Source organism: Burkholderia sp. AU39826, assembly GCF_020419965.1.
GTDB lineage: Bacteria > Pseudomonadota > Gammaproteobacteria > Burkholderiales > Burkholderiaceae > Burkholderia > Burkholderia semiarida.
This window is the reverse complement of the sequence record NZ_JAIZQG010000002.1, coordinates 897,999-920,784: the sequence shown is the minus strand read 5'-3', so window position 1 is coordinate 920,784 and position 22,786 is coordinate 897,999. Positions and strand designations below refer to the sequence as shown.

Genomic DNA, 22,786 nt, shown 5'->3' with positions numbered 1-22,786 from the left:
TGATCACGCCGCTGCCGGGCGCGACGCCGACCGTACCGGGTTCGTGCACGCTGCCGTTGCCGGGCATCATGGCCGCGGTGGTCGACGAGACGGGCCAGGACGTGCCGAACGGGCAAGGCGGGATTCTGGTCGTCAAGCGCCCGTGGCCCGCGATGATCCGCACGATCTGGGGCGACCCGGAGCGCTTCAAGAAGAGTTACTACCCGGAAGAACTCGGCGGCACGCTTTATCTGGCCGGCGACGGCACGGTACGCGACAAGGAGACCGGCTACTTCACGATCATGGGCCGGATCGATGACGTGCTGAACGTATCGGGCCACCGGCTCGGCACGATGGAGATCGAATCGGCGCTGGTGTCGCATGAACTCGTGGCCGAGGCGGCGGTGGTCGGCCGCCCGGACGACACGACGGGCGAGGCGGTCGTGGCATTCGTGGTGCTGAAGCGTTCGCGCCCGGAAGGCGACGAAGCCGCGGCGCTCGCGAAGGCGCTGCGCGACTGGGTCGGCAAGCAGATCGGGCCGATCGCGAAGCCGAAGGACATCCGCTTCGGCGACAACCTGCCGAAGACGCGCTCGGGCAAGATCATGCGGCGCCTCTTGCGCTCGCTCGCGAAGGGCGAGGCGATCACGCAGGATACGTCCACGCTCGAGAATCCGGCCATCCTCGAGCAGCTCACCGAAGTGCGCTGAGCGCCTGCCGGTTGCGCGTCACGCGCGCGAGCCCCTGCGCGGCAATCCCGATTGCCCGCGCAGGGGCTTTTTGCTACATAACGGCATGACCGTTCCGACCCGTTCGGCGCCTGCTGCGCCACCTCCCGTTCCCGCGCCGCTCGCGCGTGCGCACGCACGCTACTGGCGCTTCAACGTCGCGCTGATCGCGGTGCTGATGGTGATCGGTTTCGCGGTGTCGTTCATCGTGCCGTTCTTCGGGCCCGCGCTCGCCGGGGTTCGCTTCGCCGGCTTCAGCCTGCCGTTCTATGTCGGCGCACAGGGCGCGATTCTCGTGTACCTCGTGCTGATCGTCGTCTACATCGGGCTGATGCAGCGCGCCGACCGCACGCTGCGCCGCGCGTACGACGAGCATGCGGCGCGCGCCGGCCATGCGAACGGCGGGCGCTGATTCATGCTGACACATCGACTGATACGCGCGTACGCGCTCTATACGCTCGGGTTTCTCGGTTTCGTGCTGCTGATGTGGCGGATCGAGCGCGCGACGGGCTCGGGCGTGTGGATCGGCTACGTGTTCCTGTTCGTGCCGATCGCCGTGTACGCGGTGATCGGGTTGTTGTCGCGCACGTCCGATCTCGTCGAGTACTACGTGGCCGGGCGGCGCGTGCCGTCCGCGTTCAACGGGATGGCGACGGCGGCCGACTGGCTGTCGGCCGCGTCGTTCATCGGCCTGGCAGGCTCGCTCTACGCGACCGGTTACGACGCACTCGCGTACGTGATGGGCTGGACGGGCGGGTTCTGCCTCGTCGCGTTCCTGCTCGCGCCGTATGTGCGCAAGCTCGCGCGCTACACGATTCCCGATTTTCTCGGCACGCGCTTTTCCAGCACGGCCGTGCGCGCGCTCGCGGCCGGCGCGGCGATCCTGTGTTCGTTCGTGTACCTGGTCGCGCAGATCCAGGGGATTGGCCTGATCGCGACGCGCTTCATTGGGGTCGATTTCGCGATCGGCATCTTCTGCGGGCTCGCGGGCATTCTCGTGTGCTCGTTTCTCGGCGGGATGCGCGCGGTCACGTGGACCCAGGTCGCGCAGTACATCATCCTGATCAGCGCGATCCTGATTCCGGTGTCGCTGATCGCGATGAAGAACGGGCTCGGCCCCGTGCCGCAGTTCAATTACGGCAAGCTGATGGAGCGCGTCGCGGCGCGCGAGGCGCAGGTGCGCGACGCGCGCGACGAGCAGCAGGTGCGCGATGCATACCGCCGGCAAGCCGCGGCCATCCAGACGCGGCTCGACCGGTTGCCGGCGTCCTATGCGGACGCGCGCCGGCATCTCGTCGACCAGCTTGCGGACCTGCGGCGCCACAACGGGCCGCTGCGCGAGATCAGCCAGCGCGAGCGCGAGCTGGCCGATTTCCCGCGCGATCCGGCGGCGGCGCGCGTGGCGTGGACGCAGGCGCGCGACGACCTGCTCGCGCGTGCCGAGCCGCCCGTGCCGATGCACGAGCCGTTTCCGGCCGCGAGCGAAGACGAACGCAAGCCGCGCGAGCGGAATTTCCTCGCGCTGCTGCTGTGCCTGTCGCTCGGTACCGCGAGCCTGCCGCACATCCTGACGCGCTACAACACGACCACGTCGGTTGCGTCGGCACGGCGCTCGGTCGGCTGGACGCTGTTCTTCATCGCGCTGTTCTACCTGAGCGTGCCTGTGCTCGCGGTGCTGATCAAGTACGAGATCCTCGCGAATCTCGTCGGGCGGCCGTTCGCCGAATTGCCGGGGTGGGTCACGCAGTGGCATCACTTCGAGCCCGACCTGATCAGCGTCGTCGAGGTGATTCGCGACGGCATCGTGCACTGGTCGGAAATTCAGATGCAGCCGGACATGGTCGTGCTGGCCGCGCCGGAAATCGCGGGGCTGCCGTACGTGGTGTCGGGGCTGATCGCGGCCGGTGCGCTGGCCGCGGCGCTGTCGACCGCGGACGGGCTACTGCTGACGATCGCGAATGCACTGTCGCACGACGTCTACTACTGCATGGTGGCGCCCGATGCGTCGAGCCAGCGGCGCGTGACGATCTCGAAGGTGCTGCTGCTCGGGGTGGCGCTGTTCGCGTCGTATGTCGCGTCGCTCAATACCGGAAAGATCCTGTTTCTCGTCGGCGCCGCGTTTTCTCTGGCGGCGTCGAGCTTCTTTCCGGTGCTGGTGCTGGGGGTGTTCTGGAAGCGCACGACGACGCGTGGCGCGATTGCGGGGATGGTGACGGGGTTGGCGGTGTGCGTGTACTACATCGTGTCGACGTATCCGTTCTTCACGCAACTGACCGGGTTCGCCGGGCGCACGTGGTTCGGGATCGAGCCGATCAGTTCAGGCGTGTTCGGGGTGCCGGCGGGGTTTGCGGTGGCGATCGTGGTCAGTCTGTGCGACAGGCGGCCGGATGAGTATACGCGGGCGTTGGTGGATTACATTCGGCATCCGTGAGGGGGCGGGGCGATGTATGACGTGTCGGCGGTCCCAAAATGAAAAGCCCCTGATTCCTAGGGAAATCAGGGGCCTCACGTATTCTGGCGGAGAGAGGGGGATTCGAACCCCCGATAGGCGATTAACCTATACACGCTTTCCAGGCGTGCGACTTAAACCACTCATCCATCTCTCCGGAAGACCGAGAGTATAGCAAACTCTGGCGGCAGCCCGCCACTCCCTTCCGCGCCCGTCGGAAAATCGTCGATCCATACCGAGCGCGCGACGCCCTGCGTCAGATCGTGACGACCCGTACGACCGGTTCGCTACATCGGACACGGAACGTCCCGGTTCGAAAGAATGTGAACTGTAGAGTCCGTTCGGACGCTTCGCAAAAAGGATTCTAAATCCTGTCAAAAAGCCGTCACCAAGCCGACAAATTTGTTATGCTCGCCGAAAATCAGACGGGCGGCACTCCCAGGACGGACCAGCGGGCGTGATTGCTTGCCGAACAACGAAGTCAAACAAAATCCTGAGAGTCACGCTGTGAATACAGCCGAATTGCTGCGCACGTTTGCGTCCGGGGTGGTCGATCAGAACAATCGGCCGGTTCGCATGAACTGGGGGGCCGCCCAGAAAACGCTCGAGCAGGTGCTTGCGCTCCAGTATGCCGATATCCGCGAAGGGTTGATGACGGGCATCGAGGGGCATCTGACCTGCGTGTCGTCACGGGCCGATCTTCCGATCCGCGGCTTCATCGGGCTGCCGGTCTCCGTCGAGATGACGACCGATCGCGGGCGTCTCCATACCATCAACGGCATTGTCACCGACGTTCGCACCGGACAATCGGACGGTTCACTGACCTGCTACCAGCTGACGATTCGCGACGTGCTGTCCGTGATGGAGCGACGGACCAATTCGCGGTTGTTTCGGTCGAAGAGCCTGCCCGACATCCTGGGTGTGCTGCTTCAGGAATGGCGCCAGCGCAGCTCGGCGCTCGCGGGCGCATTCGAATTCGACCTGTCCGGTCTGCAAGCCGAGCGTTACCCCGCGCGGGAACTCACACGGCAGGTCAACGAGTCGGACGCGCACTTCATTCGGCGCCTGTTGCGACGGGAGGGAGCGACCGTATTCGTCAAGGCGGGCAAGGCCGGGGAGCGGGCGAGCGGCAATGCGCACGACACGCCGGTGCATACGCTCGTCTTTGCCGACGACTCGATGAAGTTGCCGCAGACGGCCGCCGGCACCATCCGCTACCACCGTGACGCCGCCACCGAAGAGCGCGACTCGATCACGCTGTGGGCGACGAGCCGCCGGTTGATTCCGGGCAAGATCGTCCGGCCGACGTGGGACTACAAGAGCGGCCGGATGTCCCAAACCGAGCAGGCGACGATCGTCGATCAGGGCGACAGTGGCAACGACCTCGGGCATTTGCTGGCCGACGTCGTGATCGATATCCCGCACGCCGGGGATTCGTCGTCCGATCTCGACCGAATCGGCAAGGACCGGATGCTGGCGCATGAACTGCGCGCCGAATCCGTCGACGGCGTGAGCAACGTGCGTGATCTGGCCGTCGGTCACTGGTTTGCGCTCGCGGAGCATCCGCAACTCGACACGTTGCCGGCCGAACAGCGGCAGTTTGTCGTCACGTCGCTTCATCATTGCGTGCGAAACAATCTGCCGAAGGAACTGAACGAGCGCGCGCAATCGCTGTTCGCGGCAAGCCGCGTGCTGTTCAACGCGGTGCCGACCGACGTGAGCGGCAAGCCGGGCGACGAAAGCGACAGGCGCTACGAGAACACGTTCTCGTGCGTGCGGCGCGGCGTGCCGCTGACGCCTGCCTACGATCCGCACGTCGACCTGCCGCCCGTGCATCCGATGACGGCCGTCGTCGTCGGGCCGGAGGGCGAGGAGGTGTTCTGCGATGAAATGGGCCGCATCCGGGTGCGGATCCAGGGGCTGAGCGCGGACGATCATGCGCACGCGCAGGGTGCCGGCACGAGCGGCACGCCGTCCGACAGCGCACCGGTGCGCGTCGCCTGCGCGCTAGCCGGGCCGAGTTTCGGCGCGAATACGTTGCCGCGCGTCGGCATGGAAGTGCTGATCGGCCATATCGGCGGCGATCCGGACCGGCTCGTCGTGATGGGTGTGCTGGCCAATGGGCCGAACATGCCGGCGACCTTCAGTCATACCGGCGCGCTGCCGGGCAACCGCTATCTTTCCGGCACGAAGACGAAGGAAATCAAGGGGCAGCGGTACAACCAGATCCGCTTCGACGATACGCCCGGGCAGATCAGCAGCCAGTTGGCGAGCGAGCATGCGTACAGTCAGCTGAACCTCGGCTATCTGACGCAGCCGCGCGACAACGGGCAGGGGGCGGCGCGCGGCGAAGGCGCCGAATTGCGCAGCGATGCGCACGTGGCGATTCGAAGCGGCAAGGCGATGCTGATTTCGGCCTGGGAGCGGCTGCGCGCCAGTGACGGCCACCTCGCGCGGGACGAGTATCTGCAACTGATGCAGGAATGCGTCGAGCTGTTCAAGAGTCTCGGCGACTATGCGGGCCAGCATCAGGGCGTCGCGCCCGACACGCAGCCGCACGATGCACTCGTGACCACGGTGAAAGGCTGGCCGAATGGCGAGGCGTCCGGCGGCGGTGAGTCGTCAGGCGCGCCGATGGCCGCGATCGGCATCACCGCACCGGCCGGCATCAGCATGGCGACGCCGAAGACCGTGACGACCCATGCGGGCGGCAACGTCGATGTCGTCGCGCAGAACCACCTGCAGTACACGAGCGGGCAGCGGATCAACCTGCAGGCCGGGCACGGTGTCGCGATGTTTGCGCACAGCGAAGGCGTGTCGGCAATCGCCAACCAGGGGAAAGTTGCGCTGCAGAGCCAGAACGACGACACGCAGATCGATTCGGCGAAGAACATCCAGATGACGGCGGGCGGCGGCAAGCTCGCGGGCATGGCCAGCGAGCAGGTCGTGTTCGTGACGTCGGGCGGCGCGTATCTGAAGCTGCATGGCGGCGATATCGAGCTCGGGTGTCCGGGGAGTTTCACCGTCAAGTCCGCGTCGCATACGTGGGCCGGGCCGGCGAGCATGAGCGCCGACTTTCCGAAGTTCGACCAAGGCTCGCTGGGGCGCGTGCCGAAGCTGGTACGCGCCACGGACGGGCAGCCGGTCGAGGGCATGGAAGCCGAGGTGCGAAAGGCGTCGGGCGAATTGATCAAGGGGAAGACCGACGCGCAAGGCAAGCTGGCGCCGGTCAGCAGCGATCAGTTCGAACAATTGGCGGTTCGCTTTTTCAAGTCCAGAACCTGAGCTGAGTCTTCAAGAAAAACAACATGTTCAACTACAACTTTGCGCAGAACCCGGGCGGGCAACCGTCGACGGACGACCCGTCGCAGACTTCGGTGGGCGGTGGACTGGGGACGACACTGTTCAACCGCAACGACCTCGAGTGCGTGATGCAGATGCCGTTGCCGGGCGTCGTCATTTTCGTGCACGGGGTGAATTCGGAAGGGGAATGGTTCAAGGACGCCGAGAAAGGGTTGTGTGCCGGATTGAACCGGCGCATGGGGCGTTATGACGATCAACTGTTCCATTGGGGGCCGGTGGCCGGGCAGATGACGCCGGTCAGCTATATCGAAAGCCTGACGCCAGACGGTTTCCTGAATCCGGACATGTCGTCGAAGACGTACATCAAGCCCGATCCGTCCTTTTCGCCCGTCATCCACTTTCGGTGGGGCTATGCCGCGAACGCGGAGGAGCTGAAGGAGTATGGCGACAAGATCATGCTCAACGAAAAGAATTACTGGGGCGGTGGCCCGTTCGCGGGCGGGTGTACGAGTTTGCCGGATCTGTGGAACGACGGGTTGAACGATCGGCTTTTCCTGTGGCTGACCGTCCAGCACATGAATGGCATCGGCAATCGAAAAATCTACTCCACGCCACCGCGCACTTACGGTGTGCTTGGCGCGCTGCGGCTTGCACGCCTGGTCGAGTCGATCCGCAAGCGGCAGGCCGACGCGCCGATCACGATCGTGTGCCACAGCCAGGGAAACATGATCGGCCTTGCCGCTGCATTCCTTGGAGACCGCTTGCCCGAGGTGACGGATCAATGGGGCAAGAAAGGGCGCTGCGTCGCCGATACCTATGTTCTCGCCAATCCCCCGTACAGTCTCGTCGAGGCCAACATGACCGACTCGTGGGCCCAGCGCGGGGTGCGCGACAAGAACGGGCACGTGGGGCGCGAGACCTATGTCGCGCGCAAGGAAACGCTGAGGGAGTACTTCGACATCCTGCGTGCCCGGGCCGAGCTCGAGATGCCTGCGGAGGATCTGGATCGCGCAATGGAAAACGCAAGACCGTCGAAGAACGGCGGCAAACCGTATAGTGCAGCCAAGGACCGCGAGGCGCACGGGTTGTACCAGAAAAACACGTACGGCAGAGTGACGCTGTACTGTTGCCCGCACGATCAGGTCATTTCGGCCTTGACCGTTCAGGGAATCGGCTGGCGCGGGATGAGTGTCGACGAGATCAGTGCGACGAACGGGTGGGGTGTTTTCTCGCAGCGCGTGTTCGCGTCGAATTTCGAGGTGGGCGGAGAGAACAAGCTCTATCGGTATTGGCAGGATGACTGGCGCAAGGACAAGAACCAGAAGGAGGGTTTCTGGTATCCGCCGTCACCACCCGCACGGTATGGTCTTGGACGAGGCACGCATTCCAATGAAGGGTGGATCGCGAAGTTTTTCACGATTGCAACGAGCCCGGCTCTTTACCTGTTCAATTTGACTAACATGGCGGTCAATGCCGATCCGCCGAAAGACTGGGAAATCCCGATTACGGCACCGATGCTCGACAAGGAGACTCGCTTCCTTCCGCAGGCGTTGCGCTACGACAAACCGTCGGGCGCTTGCGATGCGCAGGGGAAACAGATTGAGGAAGGGCGCTTCAACGAGAGTTACGATCCGCCGTCGGCTGCGCGCGATGCCAAGAAGGAGAGCAAGCGCGATGACGATCCGTACGACAACTTCGACGCGAAGTCGGAAAAATTCAAGACTGAGGGTGATGCGCTGAAAGCGCAGGGCGATGCGGCGTCCGAGGCTGCGCAGCGGTATGAGGATCATTCGATTCTTCGCATGGAAGCGCGGAGATCCGGAAATCGTCGCTGGGTCGACAAGGATGGAAATGTGGTCGGGGAGGACAATCCGGGGGCAGCGAGTGCTGACTATACGGAATGGCGGAACAAGGAGATATTTCAGATTCTGAACGGCGGGGACAAGAATAACCCCACCAACCATTCGACCATCATGACCAACAAGGACCATGCTGAAAAGGCGTTGGCTTATGATGTTGCAATTGGGCTTTGCTATCTGACGGAGGGTGACTTTGCAGATCTCAGAAAGCAGGCGGATTGGCGATTTTTGAATGGATTGGTGAGGGATGGTCAAAATGAATTATTTGCAGAATATATAAAAAAGGGAAAATATAAGGACATGTTCTTGCATAAATGGGTTAAAAATGATCCGGTCGCAAGCATGCCCGAAAAAATCTACGACGAGCGTGATGGAGGATTTTTCCTGCGGCTGGGGAGTGCGCTATGAAGGTGATTGTTGCCACCTGGCAGCGGCGATTTGGATTGGCGATTTTCGTCATGCTGTTGGCTGCGATCGTGTTGTATGCAACGATGACGCTGCCGAGTAGTGCATCTGCCGAAAACTCAAGTGCAGGAGATCTGATGAAGAGAATGGTGCTGGTTCCTGGATTGGTGGCTGTGTTGGTATTTGTGTTTTCGACCATGTTTGCGACGTCGAGTGCCGCGGCTGCGACACCACGCACCGTGGGCGACGCTGAACCAAAAAGTGACCCCGTGAAGCCTTTTGTGGCACAAGTCGTTGGCCTTGAATGGCTCAACCCTCTGCAACGCCGGGATTATCCGGCGGAGTGGCAGTTATTATGGACATTGGGTCTGGTTTCTGCGAACAAGAATGACGATATGGTGCGCGCCAATCCTAAAAAGTACTCTGCCGTTCGAGCGATCTCAATCATCGCGGATGGCAGCTCAGGACGCGAATCATTTGGTGGATTTTACGAGAAATATATCGACGAGTTACTCGTATTGTTCCGTATTAGATATTTTACAGATTCTAATTATTTCTACACCGTAAAGCCTGGTGATAGAGGTCGATGGCGTGAGTTGGCTGGTGTGCATGTTGAATTGGCAATTCCTGGTGGCCGTCTTGATCCCATCAAGGCAAAGGCGTATTTGCGTGATCAGATAATCAGCACGTTCGAGATCGGAAATTCATCGGCAAAAGACCTGTGGAGCCACGACACACCGCCGGACGTGCATGTGACATCGGGACAGGGGAATGCCGGCTTCACGTCGCTGAACGCGGCGCTGGACTATCTGGCCGCCCACCCCGACAAAAGCGCGTGGGTGATGAACTGGGATGCACCGAGCTTCCCGCCGAACGACGAACAGATCAACGAGAACATGGTGGTGCTGTTCCTCGCCGGCCCCGACCTGAAGACCGAGCGTGAGCCGCTGGCCTGGATCGGCAAGGCTGCACGAAGCAACGTCAAGGATTTCGAGGCAAAGCAAGGCGCGAGCCGTGCGGTGCAGGCATGGAAGTCGACGATCGATACGGCGGCGAGTAATGCTGGCGTGCCGGTGTCGTCGTTGAATTACATCGTGCACGACGCGGGCAAGGGCAGCGATGCTGCATCGGCACGCATTGCCTCACTGTCGCAGACGCTGACAGAAGTTCTGCCGGAATACGATTTCCGCACGCAGACCTTCAATACATCGGCGTTGCTCGGTGACATGGGTGCCGGCGCGGCGCTGACCGATGTGGCGCTGGCGATCGGCCGCGCGAATCACCTCGGTGGAAATGTGCTCGTAGCCGGAACGACCGACGCCGAGCATCCGACGGCCGTGGTGGTGGTTGCGCCGTCGAAGCTGACACCGATCGATCCCGGCAAGGACTGGTTCCGCGCACGCGGGGAGAACAACGCGTACTTGCCGTGGTGGGGCCGCCGTCACGACGCGCGTCCGGCTCCGCAAGGCTATTCGGAATAAGGAACACGCATGCGCGGAATCATTCGGGTCGGCGACGCAACGAGCCACGGCGGTCAGGTCGTGACCGGCAGCACAGTCAGCGAAGTGATGGGGCGGCCGGTCGCGCGGCTCGGTGATGCGTGTGTCTGTCCGATTACGGGACATCAGGCCTGCTTTATCGCCGAAGGCGATCCGCAGGTCATCGTCGACGGGAAGCCGGCCGCATTCGATGGTCACAAGACATCGTGTGGCGCGACGCTGATTTCGAGTCTGGCGTCGTCCGGACGGGAATGAATTATCGGACCGGCGCTCGGGATTGGTCGGCTCGATCGGGAATATTCATGCACTGTTTCACGCTTGCCAGACGCATCGGGTGCGTCTCGATCCTCGTGGCGACACTCGTGTCGGGTTCGCCGTTGCGGGCCGAGACGAGCGCCACATCGGCGCAATCTGTCGAAGGTGCATCTGCCGCGCCATTTCTTGCTCAAGTTGTCGGACTTGAATGGCTCAATCCGCTGCAGCGTCGTGACTATCCGACCGAGTGGCAATTGCTGTGGACGCTCGGGTTGGTGAAACCGAACGCCAACGACGACATGGTGCGGACAAACCCCAAAAAATACTCGACCTTGCAGGCGGTTTCCATCGTCGCGGACGGGCGGTGGGGGCGCGAGTCGTTCGTAGGTTTCTACAAGAAATATATTCGCGAACTTCTTGTGTTGTTTCGGACGCGCTACGTGATGAACCCCGATTATTTTTACACCATCGGCTCGAAGTACAAGCGGGAGTGGCGTGAACTGGCCGGGGTGCGTGTCGAACTCGCACTTCCTGCCGGCCGTCTCGACCCGGTCGCTGCCGGCGCGTTCTTGCGCGACGAAATGGTCAATGCGTACGAAATCGGCAATCCGTCCGCAAAAAATCTATGGAGCAGCGATACGCCGCCCGATGTGCGCGTGACGTCGGGCCACGGCAATGCCGGCTTCGCGTCGCTGAACGCCGCGCTGGACTACCTGGCCGCGCATCCCGACAAAAGCGTGTGGGTGATGAACTGGGACGCGCCAGGTTTTCCCCCGCAGGACGAACAGATCAACGAGAACATGGTGGTGCTGTTCCTCGCCGGCCCGGCTCTGAAGACCGAGCGCGAACCGCTGGCATGGATCGGCAAGGCGGCGGAAGGCAACGTCGAGGATTTCGACGCGAAGCAGGGCGGCAGCCGGGGAGGGCAGGCATGGAAGTCGACGATCGATGCGGCGGCAGGCAATGCGGGCGTCGCTGTCTCGTCGCTGAACTACGTTATTCACGATGCGGGCAAGGGCAGCGCTGCCGCGTCGGCAAGGGCCGCGTCGCTTTCGCAAGGGCTCGCGCAAGCCGCGCCGGAAAGCGACCTCCGCGACGCGACCTTCAACACGTCGGCACTGCTCGGTGACATGGGCGCCGGCGCGGCGCTGACCGATGTGGCGTTGGCGATCGGCCGCGCAAACCATCTCGGCGGAAACGTGCTCGTGGCGGGGACGACCGACGCCGAGCATCCGACGGCCGTGGTCGTGGTTGCGCCGTCGAAGCTGACACCGATCGATCCCGGCAAGGACTGGTTCCGCGCACGCAGGGAGAACAACGCGTACTTGCCGTGGTGGGGCCGCCGTCACGATGCGCGCCCGGCGTCGCAAGGCTATTCGTACTAGGGCGCGACGCAAGGGCTCGCGTTAAGCGATCTGTAACAATCAGCGGAATGGCGAGCGCTTAATACTTTCAAAATACTTTCCATTTCTCTTTGCCGACGTGCCCCGAGGAACCCGGATTCGTGCTCCATCAAGGCGCTTGTCCTGACGTTGCCGGAGGCAGTGTCGGAATTTCCGCCGCATATATTACAAAAAGTATGGAAAATGAAAGATTGGCCCGGCTTGACGCGCCGCACCGTCGCCCTTTATTGTCCGTCTGCCGCCCGTGAGAGAGCACCGACGGCAATCGCGGAAGCGCGCCTCGCGCGCACGACAACACGTAGCAAAAAGCAGAAAAGGAAACGGGGTAGCCACATGAAGCCGCTATTCGACGACAAGCAATCCGATGCGGTCAGCGATCGTCCTTCCCCCCCGCCTTCGTCACCCGTCGCCGTGCCAGCCGCCGTCGCCAACGCTGCCCACGTCGTCGCGCCGGCCGCGCAGCCCACGGAACACGCGCGCCTGATCACCGTCGACGAGATCGACCAGCTCGGCGCGACGCAGGGCACGCGGATCGCCGCCTTCTCCCAGCAGATTCTTGCGAGCGTCCGGGCCTCGGACGCCGACCAGTTCGGCGACAAGCTCAACGAGCTGATCGCGACCGCGAAAGGGCTCGACCCGCGCGGCGCCGACAAGGGCGGGCTGCTCACGCAGGTCACGCGGCTGTTCCGCTCGACCAAGGAAAAGCTGCTGTCGCAATATGAATCGGTGAGCAAGCGGATGGACACGCTCGTCGTCGAGCTCGAAAACCATGCGCAGCGCCAGAAGGCCGGCATCGACGAGCTCGAGCGGATGTACAACGACAACTACGCGCTGCACAAGGAACTCGCGCAGTCGAAGGCGCACGGCGAAACGGCGCTCGCGGCGCTGCGCGCGCATCTGGCGGCCGGCCAGCAGCCGGCGGACGACGCATTCGCCGCGCAGCGCCTGCTCGACGTGAAGCGCAAGGTCGACGCGCTCGAAAGCAAGCTCGACGATCTCGACCGCGCGATGCTGATGTCGAAGCAGCTCGCGCCGCAGATCCGGATGGAGCAGGACCAGAAACGCACGCTGACGTCGAAATTCATGACGATCAAGACCGTGCTGATCCCCGCGTGGACCAACGCATTCGCGCTCTACCTCGAACAGCTCAGCACGAAGCGCGCGGCGGCGCTCGCGAACGCGACGTACGACGCGGCCGACGAGGCGATCCGCGCGCAGGCCGACCTGAATCGCCAGAACGCGCAGGAAGTCGCGAAGCTCGGCCAGCGCCCGGTGATCTCGACCGACACGTTCGAATACGCGCAGCAGCAGCTGTTCGGCGCGTTCGACGACATCACGCAGATCATCGCCGACGGCCGCCGCCAGCGCGAGCAGGACGCGCCGCGCCTGCGCCAGCTCGAACAGGACCTGATCACCCGATTTGCTCCGAAGCAGAACTGACAACCAAGAAACCTGAGAGAACACCGCATGATTACGCTTGAGAAACGCGCGGCGAAGGTCGCGATCGTCCTCGAAAAACGTCAGATCCTGAAGCCGCCCGTCGTGCGCGTCGGCGCGGCGCTCGACATCTCGGGCTCCGCGAAGCCGCTGTACCAGTCGGGCGTGATCCAGGAGACGCACGACCGGATCCTCGGCATCGCGCTGAAGTTCGACGACAACGGCGAAGTCGATACGTGGACCTTCACCGAAGGCTACGACCGCCTGCCGACCGCGACGCCGGAGAACTACGGTTCGTACATTTCCGATCATGTGCTCAATGCGCGGATCGCCAAGTGGGGCGGCACGCAGTACGCGCCGGTGATGAACGACATCGTCGACTTCTTCTTCCGCGCGCCGGAACCGAAGCGCGAAGAAAAGCGCGGCTTCCTGAGTCGGCTGTTCGGCGGCGCGGACGATACGTCCGCACCGGCCGCTTCGGCGCCCGCGAACGGCCATCTGCCCGCTTGGGTGCTGTTCGTCACCGACGGCCAGAACCCGAAGAACGACCGCAAGCGCGTGCGCCAGCTGCTGGCCGACTCGCAGCATTTCCCGCTGTACTGGTCGCTCGTCGGCGTCGGCGATCCGAGCGAATTCGACTTCCTCGCGGAAGTCGCGAACGAAATGCCGAACGTCGGCTTCCTGCATCTCGAATCGCTCGACCTGAGCGACGAACAGATCTACGAACAGCTGATCACGCAGGAATTCTGCGACTGGGTGCGCGCGAAGTAAGCGTATCCCGCCTACCCATTTTTCGAACTCGATTACCCCATCATGTTGAAAGACTTCAAGATCCCGTTGTCGCTCACGGCGCTCGCGCTGATCGCGGCCTATCTCCTCGGCGGCGTGAAGGACATGCTGATCGTCGCGGTCCTGTGCGTGCTCGAAATTTCGCTGTCGCTCGACAACGCGGTCGTCAACGCGTCGGTGCTCAAGAACTGGTCGGAGAAGTGGCGCAACCGCTTCATGGTGTTCGGCCTGCCGGTCGCGGTGTTCGGCATGCGGCTCGTGTTCCCGCTGCTGATCGTCGCGGTGATCGGCCACATCGGCCTGTGGGACGCGCTGACGCTCGCGATCGAATCGCCGGACAAGTACGCGGCGGTGCTGACGTCCGCGCATCACGAGGTGTCGGCGTTCGGCGGCGCGTTCCTGCTGATGGTGTTCTTCAAGTTCATGCTCGACACCGAGAAGGACGAACACTGGATCGGCTTGCTCGAAGGCCCGATGCGCCATCTCGGCCGCATCACCGCGCTGGAAGTGGCGCTGACGCTCGCGATCGTGATCATCGCGTCGTTCTACGTGCCGGCGGCCGAGCAGGTCAGCTTCCTGCTCGCGGGCGCGTTCGGCGTGATCGGCTTCGTGATCGCGCACGGCGTGGGTGACCTCGTCGGCGGCGAGGACACGGGCACGCGCGTGGTGCGCGAAGGCGTCGCGGGCTTCATGTATCTGGAAGTGCTCGATTCGTCGTTCAGCTTCGACGGCGTGATCGGCGCGTTCGCGCTGTCGAACAACATCTTCCTGATCGCGCTCGGCCTCGGCGTCGGCGCGGCCTACATCCGGGAGATGACGCTCGTGCTGCTGAAGAAGGGCACGCTCGCGCAGTACCGCTTTCTCGAGCACGGCGCGTTCTGGGCGATCGGCGCGCTCGCGACGATCATGTTCCTGGGCGTGAAGTTCGAGGTGCCCGAAGTCGTCACGGGCCTGATCGGCGCGGCGATGATCGCCGCGGCCGTGTGGTCGTCGATCGTCGTGCAGCGCAGGGAAGACCGCGCCGCGGTGGCGGGCAAGTAAGCGCGTCGCGCGGCACGAAAACCATCAACGAAGGGGCTGCTCCATGCGGCCCGGCATCGCCGCCGGCGTAACGGCGGTTCCCGCAGAAGAGGTTCAGATGATCAATTTGTCGAAAGGCGGTCGCGTCAATCTGTCGAAGGAAGCGCCCGGCACGCAGAAATTCCGCATCGGTCTCGGTTGGGACGCGAACGCGACGGACACGGGCACGGATTTCGATCTCGACGTGTCGGTGTTCCTGTGCAAGTACGACGAGCAGAGCAATCCGAAGCTGATCTCGGATCAGCATTTCGTGTTCTACAACAGCGAAGTGCGCACGATGGAGCGCAAGGAAACCTTCATCCAGCCAGGCGACGATTTCCCGAAGCGCGGGATGCCTTCGTCGAAGTGCCTGGGCGTCGTGCATAGCGGCGACAACCGCACGGGCAGCGGCAGCGGCGACGACGAAGTGATCTTCATCGACATGACCAAGCTCGCGGCCGATGTCGAGGAAATCTCCGTGGTCGTGACGATCGACCAGGCCGAAGCGCGCCGCCAGAATTTCGGGCAGGTCCGCAACAGCTATATCCAGATTGCCGACGAGGTGTCGGGTACGGTGATCGCGAAGTATGCGCTCGAGGAAGACTTCTCGATGGAGACGTCGGTGCAGGTCGGCAGCTTCTATCGTCGCGACGGCCACTTCATGTTCAAGGCGGTCGGCGCGGGCTACAACCGCGGCCTCGGCGATTTCGTCCGCGCATACGGCGGCGCGGTCTGACTGGCGGCGGCCCGGCGCGCGGCACGCCGCCGCGCCGGGCAGGAAGCAGCAATGACGAATCCGTCCGACGAGCCGAAGCGGCTCGAGTTCGATACGACGCCCGAGCCTACGCCCGGGCGTCTTGCGTTCGACGCGCCGACGGCGGCCGGTGCGCCGGCGCGGCCCGCCCCGCGGGCGCTCGATCTCGGGCCGGCGCCCGCGTCCGATCGAGCCGTGCGTACGGCGCCGGCCGATGCGGTCGGCCGCGCGTTGTTCGGCGAATCGAACCATCCGCAGCTCGAAGCCTGTTTCCGCGCCGCACAGGCCAGCTTTCCGAATCTCTATCCCGACTACGCACCGCGCATCGAGCGGCATATCCGGCAACTGGTGCCGCTGAAGCTCGCGACGGTCGCGACGATCGGCGACGGTGCGCTGGAGACGGCCGGCAACCTCGTCGAAGCGGTCGCCGCGACGACGCGCGAATTCAACGAGCTCGGCGCGGCCGACATGATGGCCGGGATGCTCGCGCAGGCAACGCGCAAGGCCGGCATGTTCGAACGCTGGTTCGGCGGGGCGTCCAGCCATGTCGACTACCGCGCGGCGCTCGGCGCGCTGAAGCAGTCGCTCGGCTTTTTCCCGCGCCGGACCGAGGAACTCGCCGCGAAGGTTCGCCATGCGGAAGAGAACCTCGTGGTCGTGCTCGCGGCGCTGAGCGCGGTGTCGGACGTCGTGCGGGCGCCGGACGACGCGGGCGTCGAGCGCACGCTGTTCGATCGCCGCAACATCGTCGGGCAGGCCGTCCAGCAGATCCGGATGCAGCCGGCGCAACTGCGCGGGCTCGACGAGCGCGTGACCGATCTGCTGTCGCGCGCCGATCACCTGATGAACGTCGTGCTGCCGGCGGCGCTGGCCGCGCGGCCGCCGCGCTGAGGGAACGATGCGACCGCGCGCTTCGGTGCGCGTGGTCTCGTGTCGGGCGATACGGTTTCGCGCGGGTGGCCGCGACTCTGCTATCTTCCCGGCATCTCACCGCTTTCCCGCCGATTCCCCATGACCGACCGCATCGTCGCCGCCTTCGATTTCGACGGCACCATCACGACCACCGACAGCTTCCGCCATTTCGTCCGCCAGGCGGTCGGCACGCCGCGATTCGCGTGGGCCGGGCTGCGCGCGCTGCCGTGGATCTTCGCGATGAAGGCCGGGCTGCTGTCGCGTGGCGACGCGAAGGCGAAGTTCGCGTCGTTCGCGTTCGGGCCGATCCGCGAAGACGCGCTCGATGCACACGCGCGCACGTTCGTCGACAGTTATCTGCCGAGCCTCGTGCGTCCGGAAATGCTCGAACGCATTCGCGAACATCGCGCGCGCGGGCATGAAGTCGTGCTGGTCAGCGCGTCGCCGTCGCTGTATCTGGAGAAGTGGGCGAAGACGGTCGGCTTCGACGCGGTGCTCTCGACGCGGCTCGCGTTCGAGCGCGGTGTCTTCGCCGGGCGGCTCGACGGCGAGAATTGCTGGGGGCCGCAGAAGGTCGTGCGGTTGCGCGGATGGTGGGGCAACCGGCCGCCGAAGCAGTTGTTCGCGTACGGCGACAGCCGCGGCGACAAGGAAATGGCCGAGCTCGCGAACTGGTCGTGGATTCGCGGGCAGGGGCCGATGCCGCCGATCGGCGATTGACCCCGGCGCTGACGCCGCGCTGACGCCCCGCGCTGCCCGCGTTACGCGTCGGCCTGCGCGTCGCGCGTGCCGCGAGACGGACGATAGGCGCCCCAGCGATTCGCGCGGGCGAACGTGCCGACATCGTTGAAGCGCACGCCGACTTCGCGCAGCGCCGCATGCGCGGTGCGCGCGGTCAGCTGCCGGATGTAGAACGGGTCGCGCACCACGAAGTGATGGATCGCATGCGTGCTGCCGAAATTGAAGCAGAACAACTGAAACGGCAGCATCCACCACGGGTTCAGCACCTGCGTCTGCTGGATCACGTTGCGCGAATCGATGTCGCCGAAGTAATGCATGTTCGAGCTGACGAAGTTGATGCAGAAGCTGCGCAGGAAGTTCGGCCCGAGCCACACCACCGCGAGGAAATCGACGACGCTCATCACGCGTTCGACGACGGCCGGCACCGTCACCGCGTAGCCGAACCCATGCAGTGCGAACAGGCCGACGTGATAGACGATGAACGCGTGCCACAGCGTGTAGTACAGGTGACCGATCGGCATGTACGACGACAGCTGCTCGACGCGCAGTTGCAGGCGCTCGGACGGATCCTGCACCGGCTGCGCGGCCACGTACTGCTTCACCTTGCGACGCATCGCGGCCGGCCGCAGCACGACGGCGAGCATGCCGTCCGCGATCATCAGCGCGCGCTTCACGCCCCAGCGCTCCCCGTTGGTGATGCCGAATTCCTCGAGATCCGATTCGCCGCCCGATACCTTGTGGTGATGCAGGTGCATGCGCCGCCGCGTCCACGGGTTGATCGTGCCGGGCCGCGTGAGCCAGCACAGCGCCATCATCAGGTGATACGCCCACGGTGTCTTCTTGAAGTACATCAGGTGGATCAGGTCGTGCTCGAGCTCGTGGATCAACGACGTGACGAACGCGGCGAGCGGCAGCGCGACGTACCACGCGATCGCGCCGCGCGCATACAGCCACGCGATCGCGAGCATCGCGCCGACCGACACGACCATCACGGTCGCGCCGACGAGGTTCTGGTTGTCGAGCAGCGGAAACCGCGCGCGGATCGCGTCGCTCGCGGCGTTGACTTCGCGGCGGACGTACGCGACCTTGTCTGCGTCGTGGCGAAAGGCGGTTCGTGCGGGGTGGCTCATCGACCGGGATCCATGCGGAAGGAGTGGGGCGCAATGCCGATGCGACAAGCATAGGCGCGTGCCGGCGCGCGTGCGAGGGCCGCCGGTGCCAATCGTGGTGTCATTTCGGGCCACGTTGGCCGGCGGGCGCGCACCCGACGGATGTCGGCGCGCTAGAGTGCCGGCAAGGTGTCATGGCGGGCCAGCGACGCTACAATCCGCCGAAACCGCCCGGAGTGAGCCGTATGGTCCCGTCCGTTCCGGATGCCGCGCGCCAGTTGAACAAGGCGACGGTATCGTCCGCGTATGCGCTGTTCATGCTGATGCTGGCCGAGGAGCGCGGCATCGACGGCGGCCGCATCCTCGCCGGCTCGGGCGTCGAGCGTGACCGGCTCGCGCAGCCCGATGCGCGCATCACGCCGCTGCAGCAGGCGGCGATCGTGTTCAACCTGCTCGACGCGACCGACGATCCGTCGATCGCGATCGAGATCGGCCTGCGCAGCAGCCTGACGAAAGCGGGGCTGATCGGCTTCGGGCTGATGAGCTGCGCGACGCTTGGCGAGGCGATCGCGCTCGGCATCCGTTACCTGCCGACGCGCGTGCCGTTCTTCTCGGTGCGGCTCGCGCAGCTCGACGGCATCGTCGACATCGACGTGCGCGAAGCGTTTCCGCTCGGCCGGCTGCGCCAGTTCGCGGTGGAAAACTTTCTGGTCGAGACCGCGATCCTGTTCAATTCGCTGCTGTATCCGACGCCGGGGCGCACGCTGCAGTCGCGTGCCGAACTGCATTTCGAATGGCCGGAGCCGCCGTGGTTCGAGCGCTATCGCGCGCGCCTGCCGCGCTGCCATTTCGACGCGAGCGCGAACCGCATCCGCTGCGACGCCGCGCTGCTCGACGAGCCGATCGGCACCGCGAACGCGCAGACCGCGCAGATGATCGTCCAGCAGTGCGAGGCCGAACTCGCGCGGCTCGGCTACGCGGAAAGCATCGTCGAGCGCGTGCGCAACCTGCTGATCTGCGGCGAGGGCGGCTATCCGTCGGTCGACGATATCGCGCGCGAGCTGCATGTGTCGGCGCGCACGCTCAAGCGCAAGCTGGCCGAATACGGCGCGACCTATTCGGCGCTGCTCGACGAGATCCGGCTGCGCGACGCGCTGCGGCTGCTCGAAGGCACGCGGCTGCCGGTCGACGAGATCGCGGCGCGTGTCGGCTATACCGACCGCGCCAATTTCACGCGCGCGTTCAAGCGCTGGACGGGCGTGGCGCCGAGCGAGCGGCGCTGAACGCGCCGAACGGCGCACCCGCATCGGCGTGCCGGTTCCCGCGCGGGCGCGGATGCTTCTTCAAACCTTCAGACGTTCAAACGATCGCGATCCAGTTCGCGCCGCGGCCGCCCGGCACGCGCGCGTGCAGCGACAGCGTGCCGTCGTCCGGCGCGATCGCATACACCGCGACGTGTTCCGACTGTTCGCCGCAGGCGACCAGCCAGCGTCCCGACGGATCGATCGCGAAGCCGCGCGGCTGGGTCTCGGTGGGCGTCGCGTGGGTGGGCACGAATGTGCCATCTTCGTCGCGGCGATAGCCGAGCAACTGGCTCGACGTGCGCTCGCTGACGTACGCAAAACGTTCGTCGGGCGTCAGGTGCAGATCGGCGGCCCACACGGACGGCTCGGCGGGGGCGGGCGGGCGCGCATGGCCTTGCGCGAGTTCGGCGACGGCCGGATGGCGCGCGCTCACGTGCGGGTCGCCGAGCCGGCCGGTGTCGGTGTCCCGCGCGAAGGTCGCAAGCGTCGCCTGGAATTCGCTGACGACGACCAGCGTGCGGCCGTCATCCGCGAACCGCAGGTGACGCGGGCCGAAGCCGGCGGGCACGCGCGTTTCGCCGTGTTCGACCGCGCGCAGGCCCGTGGCGTCTTCGACCAGCGCGAAACCGAACACGCGGTCCGAGCCGAGCGAGCTGACGTACGCGAAACGGTTGTCCGGCGACACGATCACCGCGTGCGCATTCGCGATGCCGCCCGCGACCTGCAGCGGCGTGCCGTCGCCGTCGCGCACGCGCGCGGCGTCGTAGAGGCTCAGCGAATTCCCGCCGTACGATGCGCCGAGCAGCCAGCGGCCGCTGCGATCGAGCGACAGGTACGCATGGCTCGCGTCGATCGCGGTCGTGCCGATGCGTGCGAGCGCGCCCGTGGCGGCGGCGACGCGGAACGCGACGATCGTCGGCTGCGCGCCGCGCGTCGCGACGTAGAGCCGCGCGCGGTCGGCCTGCACCGCGATCGGCATCGCGGCGTCGGCCGCCGGATAGCGGGCGAGCGGCGCGAGCGTGCCGTCGCCGGCGAGGGAGAACGTGGCGAGGTCGCCGTCGACGGCATTCGAGACGACGACGGTCAGGCGGTCAGTGTTCGGCATGGCGGAGCATCGGGGCGTGCGTGAAGGGTTCGTCGGCCGGCCGGCCGCGCGGCGGATCGCTGCGCCGGTGCGTGCGCGCGAACAGCGCGGCGACCGCGGCGACGAGCGAAGCGATCGCGAGCGCATACAGCCCGCCCGTGATCGAACCCGTATGTTGCTTCAGATAGCCGAAGGCCGTCGGCGCGACGAAGCCGCCGAGGTTGCCGACCGAGTTGATCAGCGCGATCACGGCCGCGGCCACGCGCGTGTCGAGATAGCCCTGCGGGATCGGCCAGAACAGCGACGCCGCCGCCTTGAAGCCGAGCGCGGCGAAGCAGACCGACGCGAACGACCACACCGGATTCGGCGACGTCGACGCGAACAGCCCGCACGCGGCGAGCACGAGCGCGAACGCGAGCCAGCGCTGCGGATGCTTCCACTTCGACGACAGCACCGCGAAGCCGTACATCGCGCCGATCGCGATCATCCACGGAATCGTGTTGTACAGGCCGACCTGGAAATCGGTGAGGCCGCCCATCTTGCGGATGATGGTGGGCAGCCAGAACGTGGCCGCGTAGATCGTCAACTGGATCGAGAAGTACAGGAAGCAGAACAGCATGATCTGCGGATCGCGCAGCAGCGCGGTGGCGCGCACCGGCACGTTCGAGCGGACGTCGCGCGTCGCGCGCTCGTCGTCCAGCGCGTTCTGGAGGGCGGTGCGTTCGTCGGCCGTGAGCCACGTCGCGTCGCGGATGTGCGATTTCAGCAGCAGCCAGCTCGCGCCGCACAGCGCAACAGAGAACAGCCCTTCGATCAGGAACATCCATTGCCAGCCCGCGAGGCCGAAGCCGCGGATCGACAGCAGGGCGCCGGTGACGGGCCCGGACAGCACCGACGCGAACGCGGAGCCGCCGAGGAAGATCGCCATCGCCTTGCCGCGCTCCTGCGGCGGCAGCCATTGCGACAGGTACAGCACGACGCCGGGGAAGAAGCCGGCCTCGGCCGCGCCGAGCAGGAAGCGCAGCGCGTAGAACGACGTGTCGTTCCACACGAACGCCATCGCGGCCGCGACGATACCCCAGGTCGCCATGATCCGCGCGAGCCAGACGCGGGCGCCGTAGCGCTGCATCAGCAGATTCGACGGCACTTCGAACAGCGCGTAGCCGACGAAGAACAGGCCGGCGCCGAGCCCGTACGCGGCCGCGCCGATGCCGATCGACGCTTCGAGGTGGCGATCGACGAAGCCGACGTTCACGCGGTCGATGTAGTTCGCGATGAACATGATCAGCACGAGCGGCAGCACGTGCCACTTCACTTTCGAGACGGCGGACGCGAGCGGATCGCGGCCGGGCAGGGCGGACGAGGGCGGGTTCAAGGGTGTCTCCGGTCGGGTGTCGGCGGGCGGAGCGGCAGCCCGCGGCGGCATCTGCGTGGCGGTTATGTAGTATGTCGTCGTATGACATGGTACGCCGGAGTGTCCTCGAAGAGGTCGCGGGTTTACCCGGGAATTTATCAAAAATTACCGAAATCTCGAGATGGAAAGCGCCTGTCTTCACATCTGATGACGTATGACATAAGGCAACATTGCACCGATCGCTGCTTCAAGGTCGGGCCGGACTGGGCGCGAGGCTCGCGGTCGAGGCGGTGCGTGAGCGTACGGCGTGTGGCCGGCGCCGGCGGAGAAAACCGGCCTCGACGGGGCGACGTTCGATATTCA

At 64.9% G+C, this 22,786-nt stretch carries 18 protein-coding genes and 1 tRNA gene; 15 read left to right on the top strand and 4 right to left on the bottom strand.

The annotated features are described in order from the left end of the window. From LGM42_RS09005 to LGM42_RS08995, 3 genes are all read left to right on the top strand, one after another. A partial coding sequence (locus LGM42_RS09005) for an AMP-binding enzyme (RefSeq protein ID WP_226232028.1) occupies positions 1-689 on the top strand: 689 nt, incomplete at its 5' end. A gap of 85 nt (positions 690-774) precedes the next feature. Then, entirely contained in the window at positions 775-1,119 is a 345-nt protein-coding gene (locus LGM42_RS09000) for a DUF4212 domain-containing protein (protein WP_060966372.1), read from the top strand. Positions 1,120-1,122: 3 nt separating this feature from the next. After that, positions 1,123-3,138: a sodium:solute symporter family protein gene (locus tag LGM42_RS08995; protein WP_060010400.1), complete on the top strand. Its 2,016-nt coding sequence runs from the start codon at positions 1,123-1,125 to the stop codon at positions 3,136-3,138. An 84-nt stretch (positions 3,139-3,222) separates the two neighbouring features. Here LGM42_RS08995 and LGM42_RS08990 read toward each other — a convergent pair. Beyond that, positions 3,223-3,313: transfer RNA gene (locus tag LGM42_RS08990), tRNA-Ser, on the bottom strand. Between the two features lie 350 nt (positions 3,314-3,663). Between LGM42_RS08990 and LGM42_RS08985 the strand changes: the two genes are divergently transcribed. From LGM42_RS08985 to LGM42_RS08935, 11 genes are all read left to right on the top strand, one after another. Continuing rightward, the gene (locus tag LGM42_RS08985) at positions 3,664-6,441 is read left to right on the top strand and encodes a type VI secretion system Vgr family protein (protein WP_226232027.1); all 2,778 of its coding nucleotides are present in this window, start codon (positions 3,664-3,666) and stop codon (positions 6,439-6,441) included. A gap of 23 nt (positions 6,442-6,464) precedes the next feature. Further along, positions 6,465-8,726: a hypothetical protein gene (locus LGM42_RS08980; RefSeq protein ID WP_226232026.1), complete on the top strand. Its 2,262-nt coding sequence runs from the start codon at positions 6,465-6,467 to the stop codon at positions 8,724-8,726. Further along, entirely contained in the window at positions 8,723-10,204 is a 1,482-nt protein-coding gene (locus LGM42_RS08975; RefSeq protein WP_226232025.1) for a virulence factor, read from the top strand. Before LGM42_RS08980 ends, LGM42_RS08975 begins: the two co-directional genes overlap by 4 nt. A 9-nt stretch (positions 10,205-10,213) precedes the next feature. Next, a complete protein-coding gene (locus tag LGM42_RS08970; RefSeq protein WP_059640028.1) occupies positions 10,214-10,477 on the top strand; it encodes a PAAR domain-containing protein in 264 nt (87 codons plus the stop codon). Positions 10,478-10,524: 47 nt separating this feature from the next. Next, positions 10,525-11,862, top strand: a complete 1,338-nt coding sequence (locus tag LGM42_RS08965) for a virulence factor (protein WP_226232024.1) — start codon at positions 10,525-10,527, stop codon at positions 11,860-11,862. Between the two features lie 351 nt (positions 11,863-12,213). Further along, positions 12,214-13,320: a toxic anion resistance protein gene (locus LGM42_RS08960; RefSeq protein WP_226232023.1), complete on the top strand. Its 1,107-nt coding sequence runs from the start codon at positions 12,214-12,216 to the stop codon at positions 13,318-13,320. A 27-nt stretch (positions 13,321-13,347) separates the two neighbouring features. Next, positions 13,348-14,088 carry a VWA domain-containing protein gene (locus LGM42_RS08955; RefSeq protein WP_226232022.1) on the top strand — a complete coding sequence of 247 codons (741 nt, stop codon included), beginning with the start codon at positions 13,348-13,350 and terminating at the stop codon, positions 14,086-14,088. A gap of 42 nt (positions 14,089-14,130) precedes the next feature. Next, positions 14,131-15,147 carry a DUF475 domain-containing protein gene (locus tag LGM42_RS08950; protein ID WP_060314194.1) on the top strand — a complete coding sequence of 339 codons (1,017 nt, stop codon included), beginning with the start codon at positions 14,131-14,133 and terminating at the stop codon, positions 15,145-15,147. Positions 15,148-15,244: 97 nt separating this feature from the next. After that, positions 15,245-15,901 (top strand): TerD family protein, encoded by a 657-nt coding sequence (locus LGM42_RS08945; protein ID WP_060314191.1) that lies wholly within the window; start codon positions 15,245-15,247, stop codon positions 15,899-15,901. 51 nt (positions 15,902-15,952) lie between these two features. Next, positions 15,953-16,810 (top strand): hypothetical protein, encoded by an 858-nt coding sequence (locus LGM42_RS08940; RefSeq protein WP_060966364.1) that lies wholly within the window; start codon positions 15,953-15,955, stop codon positions 16,808-16,810. A 120-nt stretch (positions 16,811-16,930) separates the two neighbouring features. Beyond that, positions 16,931-17,551 carry an HAD family hydrolase gene (locus LGM42_RS08935; protein WP_060314183.1) on the top strand — a complete coding sequence of 207 codons (621 nt, stop codon included), beginning with the start codon at positions 16,931-16,933 and terminating at the stop codon, positions 17,549-17,551. A gap of 41 nt (positions 17,552-17,592) precedes the next feature. On the opposite strand, the gene LGM42_RS08930 is transcribed toward LGM42_RS08935, so the two are convergent. Then, complete coding sequence (locus tag LGM42_RS08930; RefSeq protein WP_124864296.1) at positions 17,593-18,702, bottom strand: fatty acid desaturase; 1,110 nt, start codon at positions 18,700-18,702, stop codon at positions 17,593-17,595. A gap of 224 nt (positions 18,703-18,926) precedes the next feature. Between LGM42_RS08930 and LGM42_RS08925 the strand changes: the two genes are divergently transcribed. Further along, a complete protein-coding gene (locus LGM42_RS08925; RefSeq protein WP_059640038.1) occupies positions 18,927-19,964 on the top strand; it encodes an AraC family transcriptional regulator in 1,038 nt (345 codons plus the stop codon). Positions 19,965-20,040: 76 nt separating this feature from the next. Here the strand turns inward: LGM42_RS08925 and LGM42_RS08920 are convergent, their stop codons facing one another. Further along, positions 20,041-21,090 carry a lactonase family protein gene (locus tag LGM42_RS08920; protein WP_060314172.1) on the bottom strand — a complete coding sequence of 350 codons (1,050 nt, stop codon included), beginning with the start codon at positions 21,088-21,090 and terminating at the stop codon, positions 20,041-20,043. Continuing rightward, the gene (locus LGM42_RS08915; protein ID WP_060314169.1) at positions 21,077-22,444 is read right to left on the bottom strand and encodes an MFS transporter; all 1,368 of its coding nucleotides are present in this window, start codon (positions 22,442-22,444) and stop codon (positions 21,077-21,079) included. The genes LGM42_RS08920 and LGM42_RS08915 overlap by 14 nt, the downstream gene beginning before the upstream one ends. Positions 22,445-22,786: the final 342 nt, after the last annotated feature.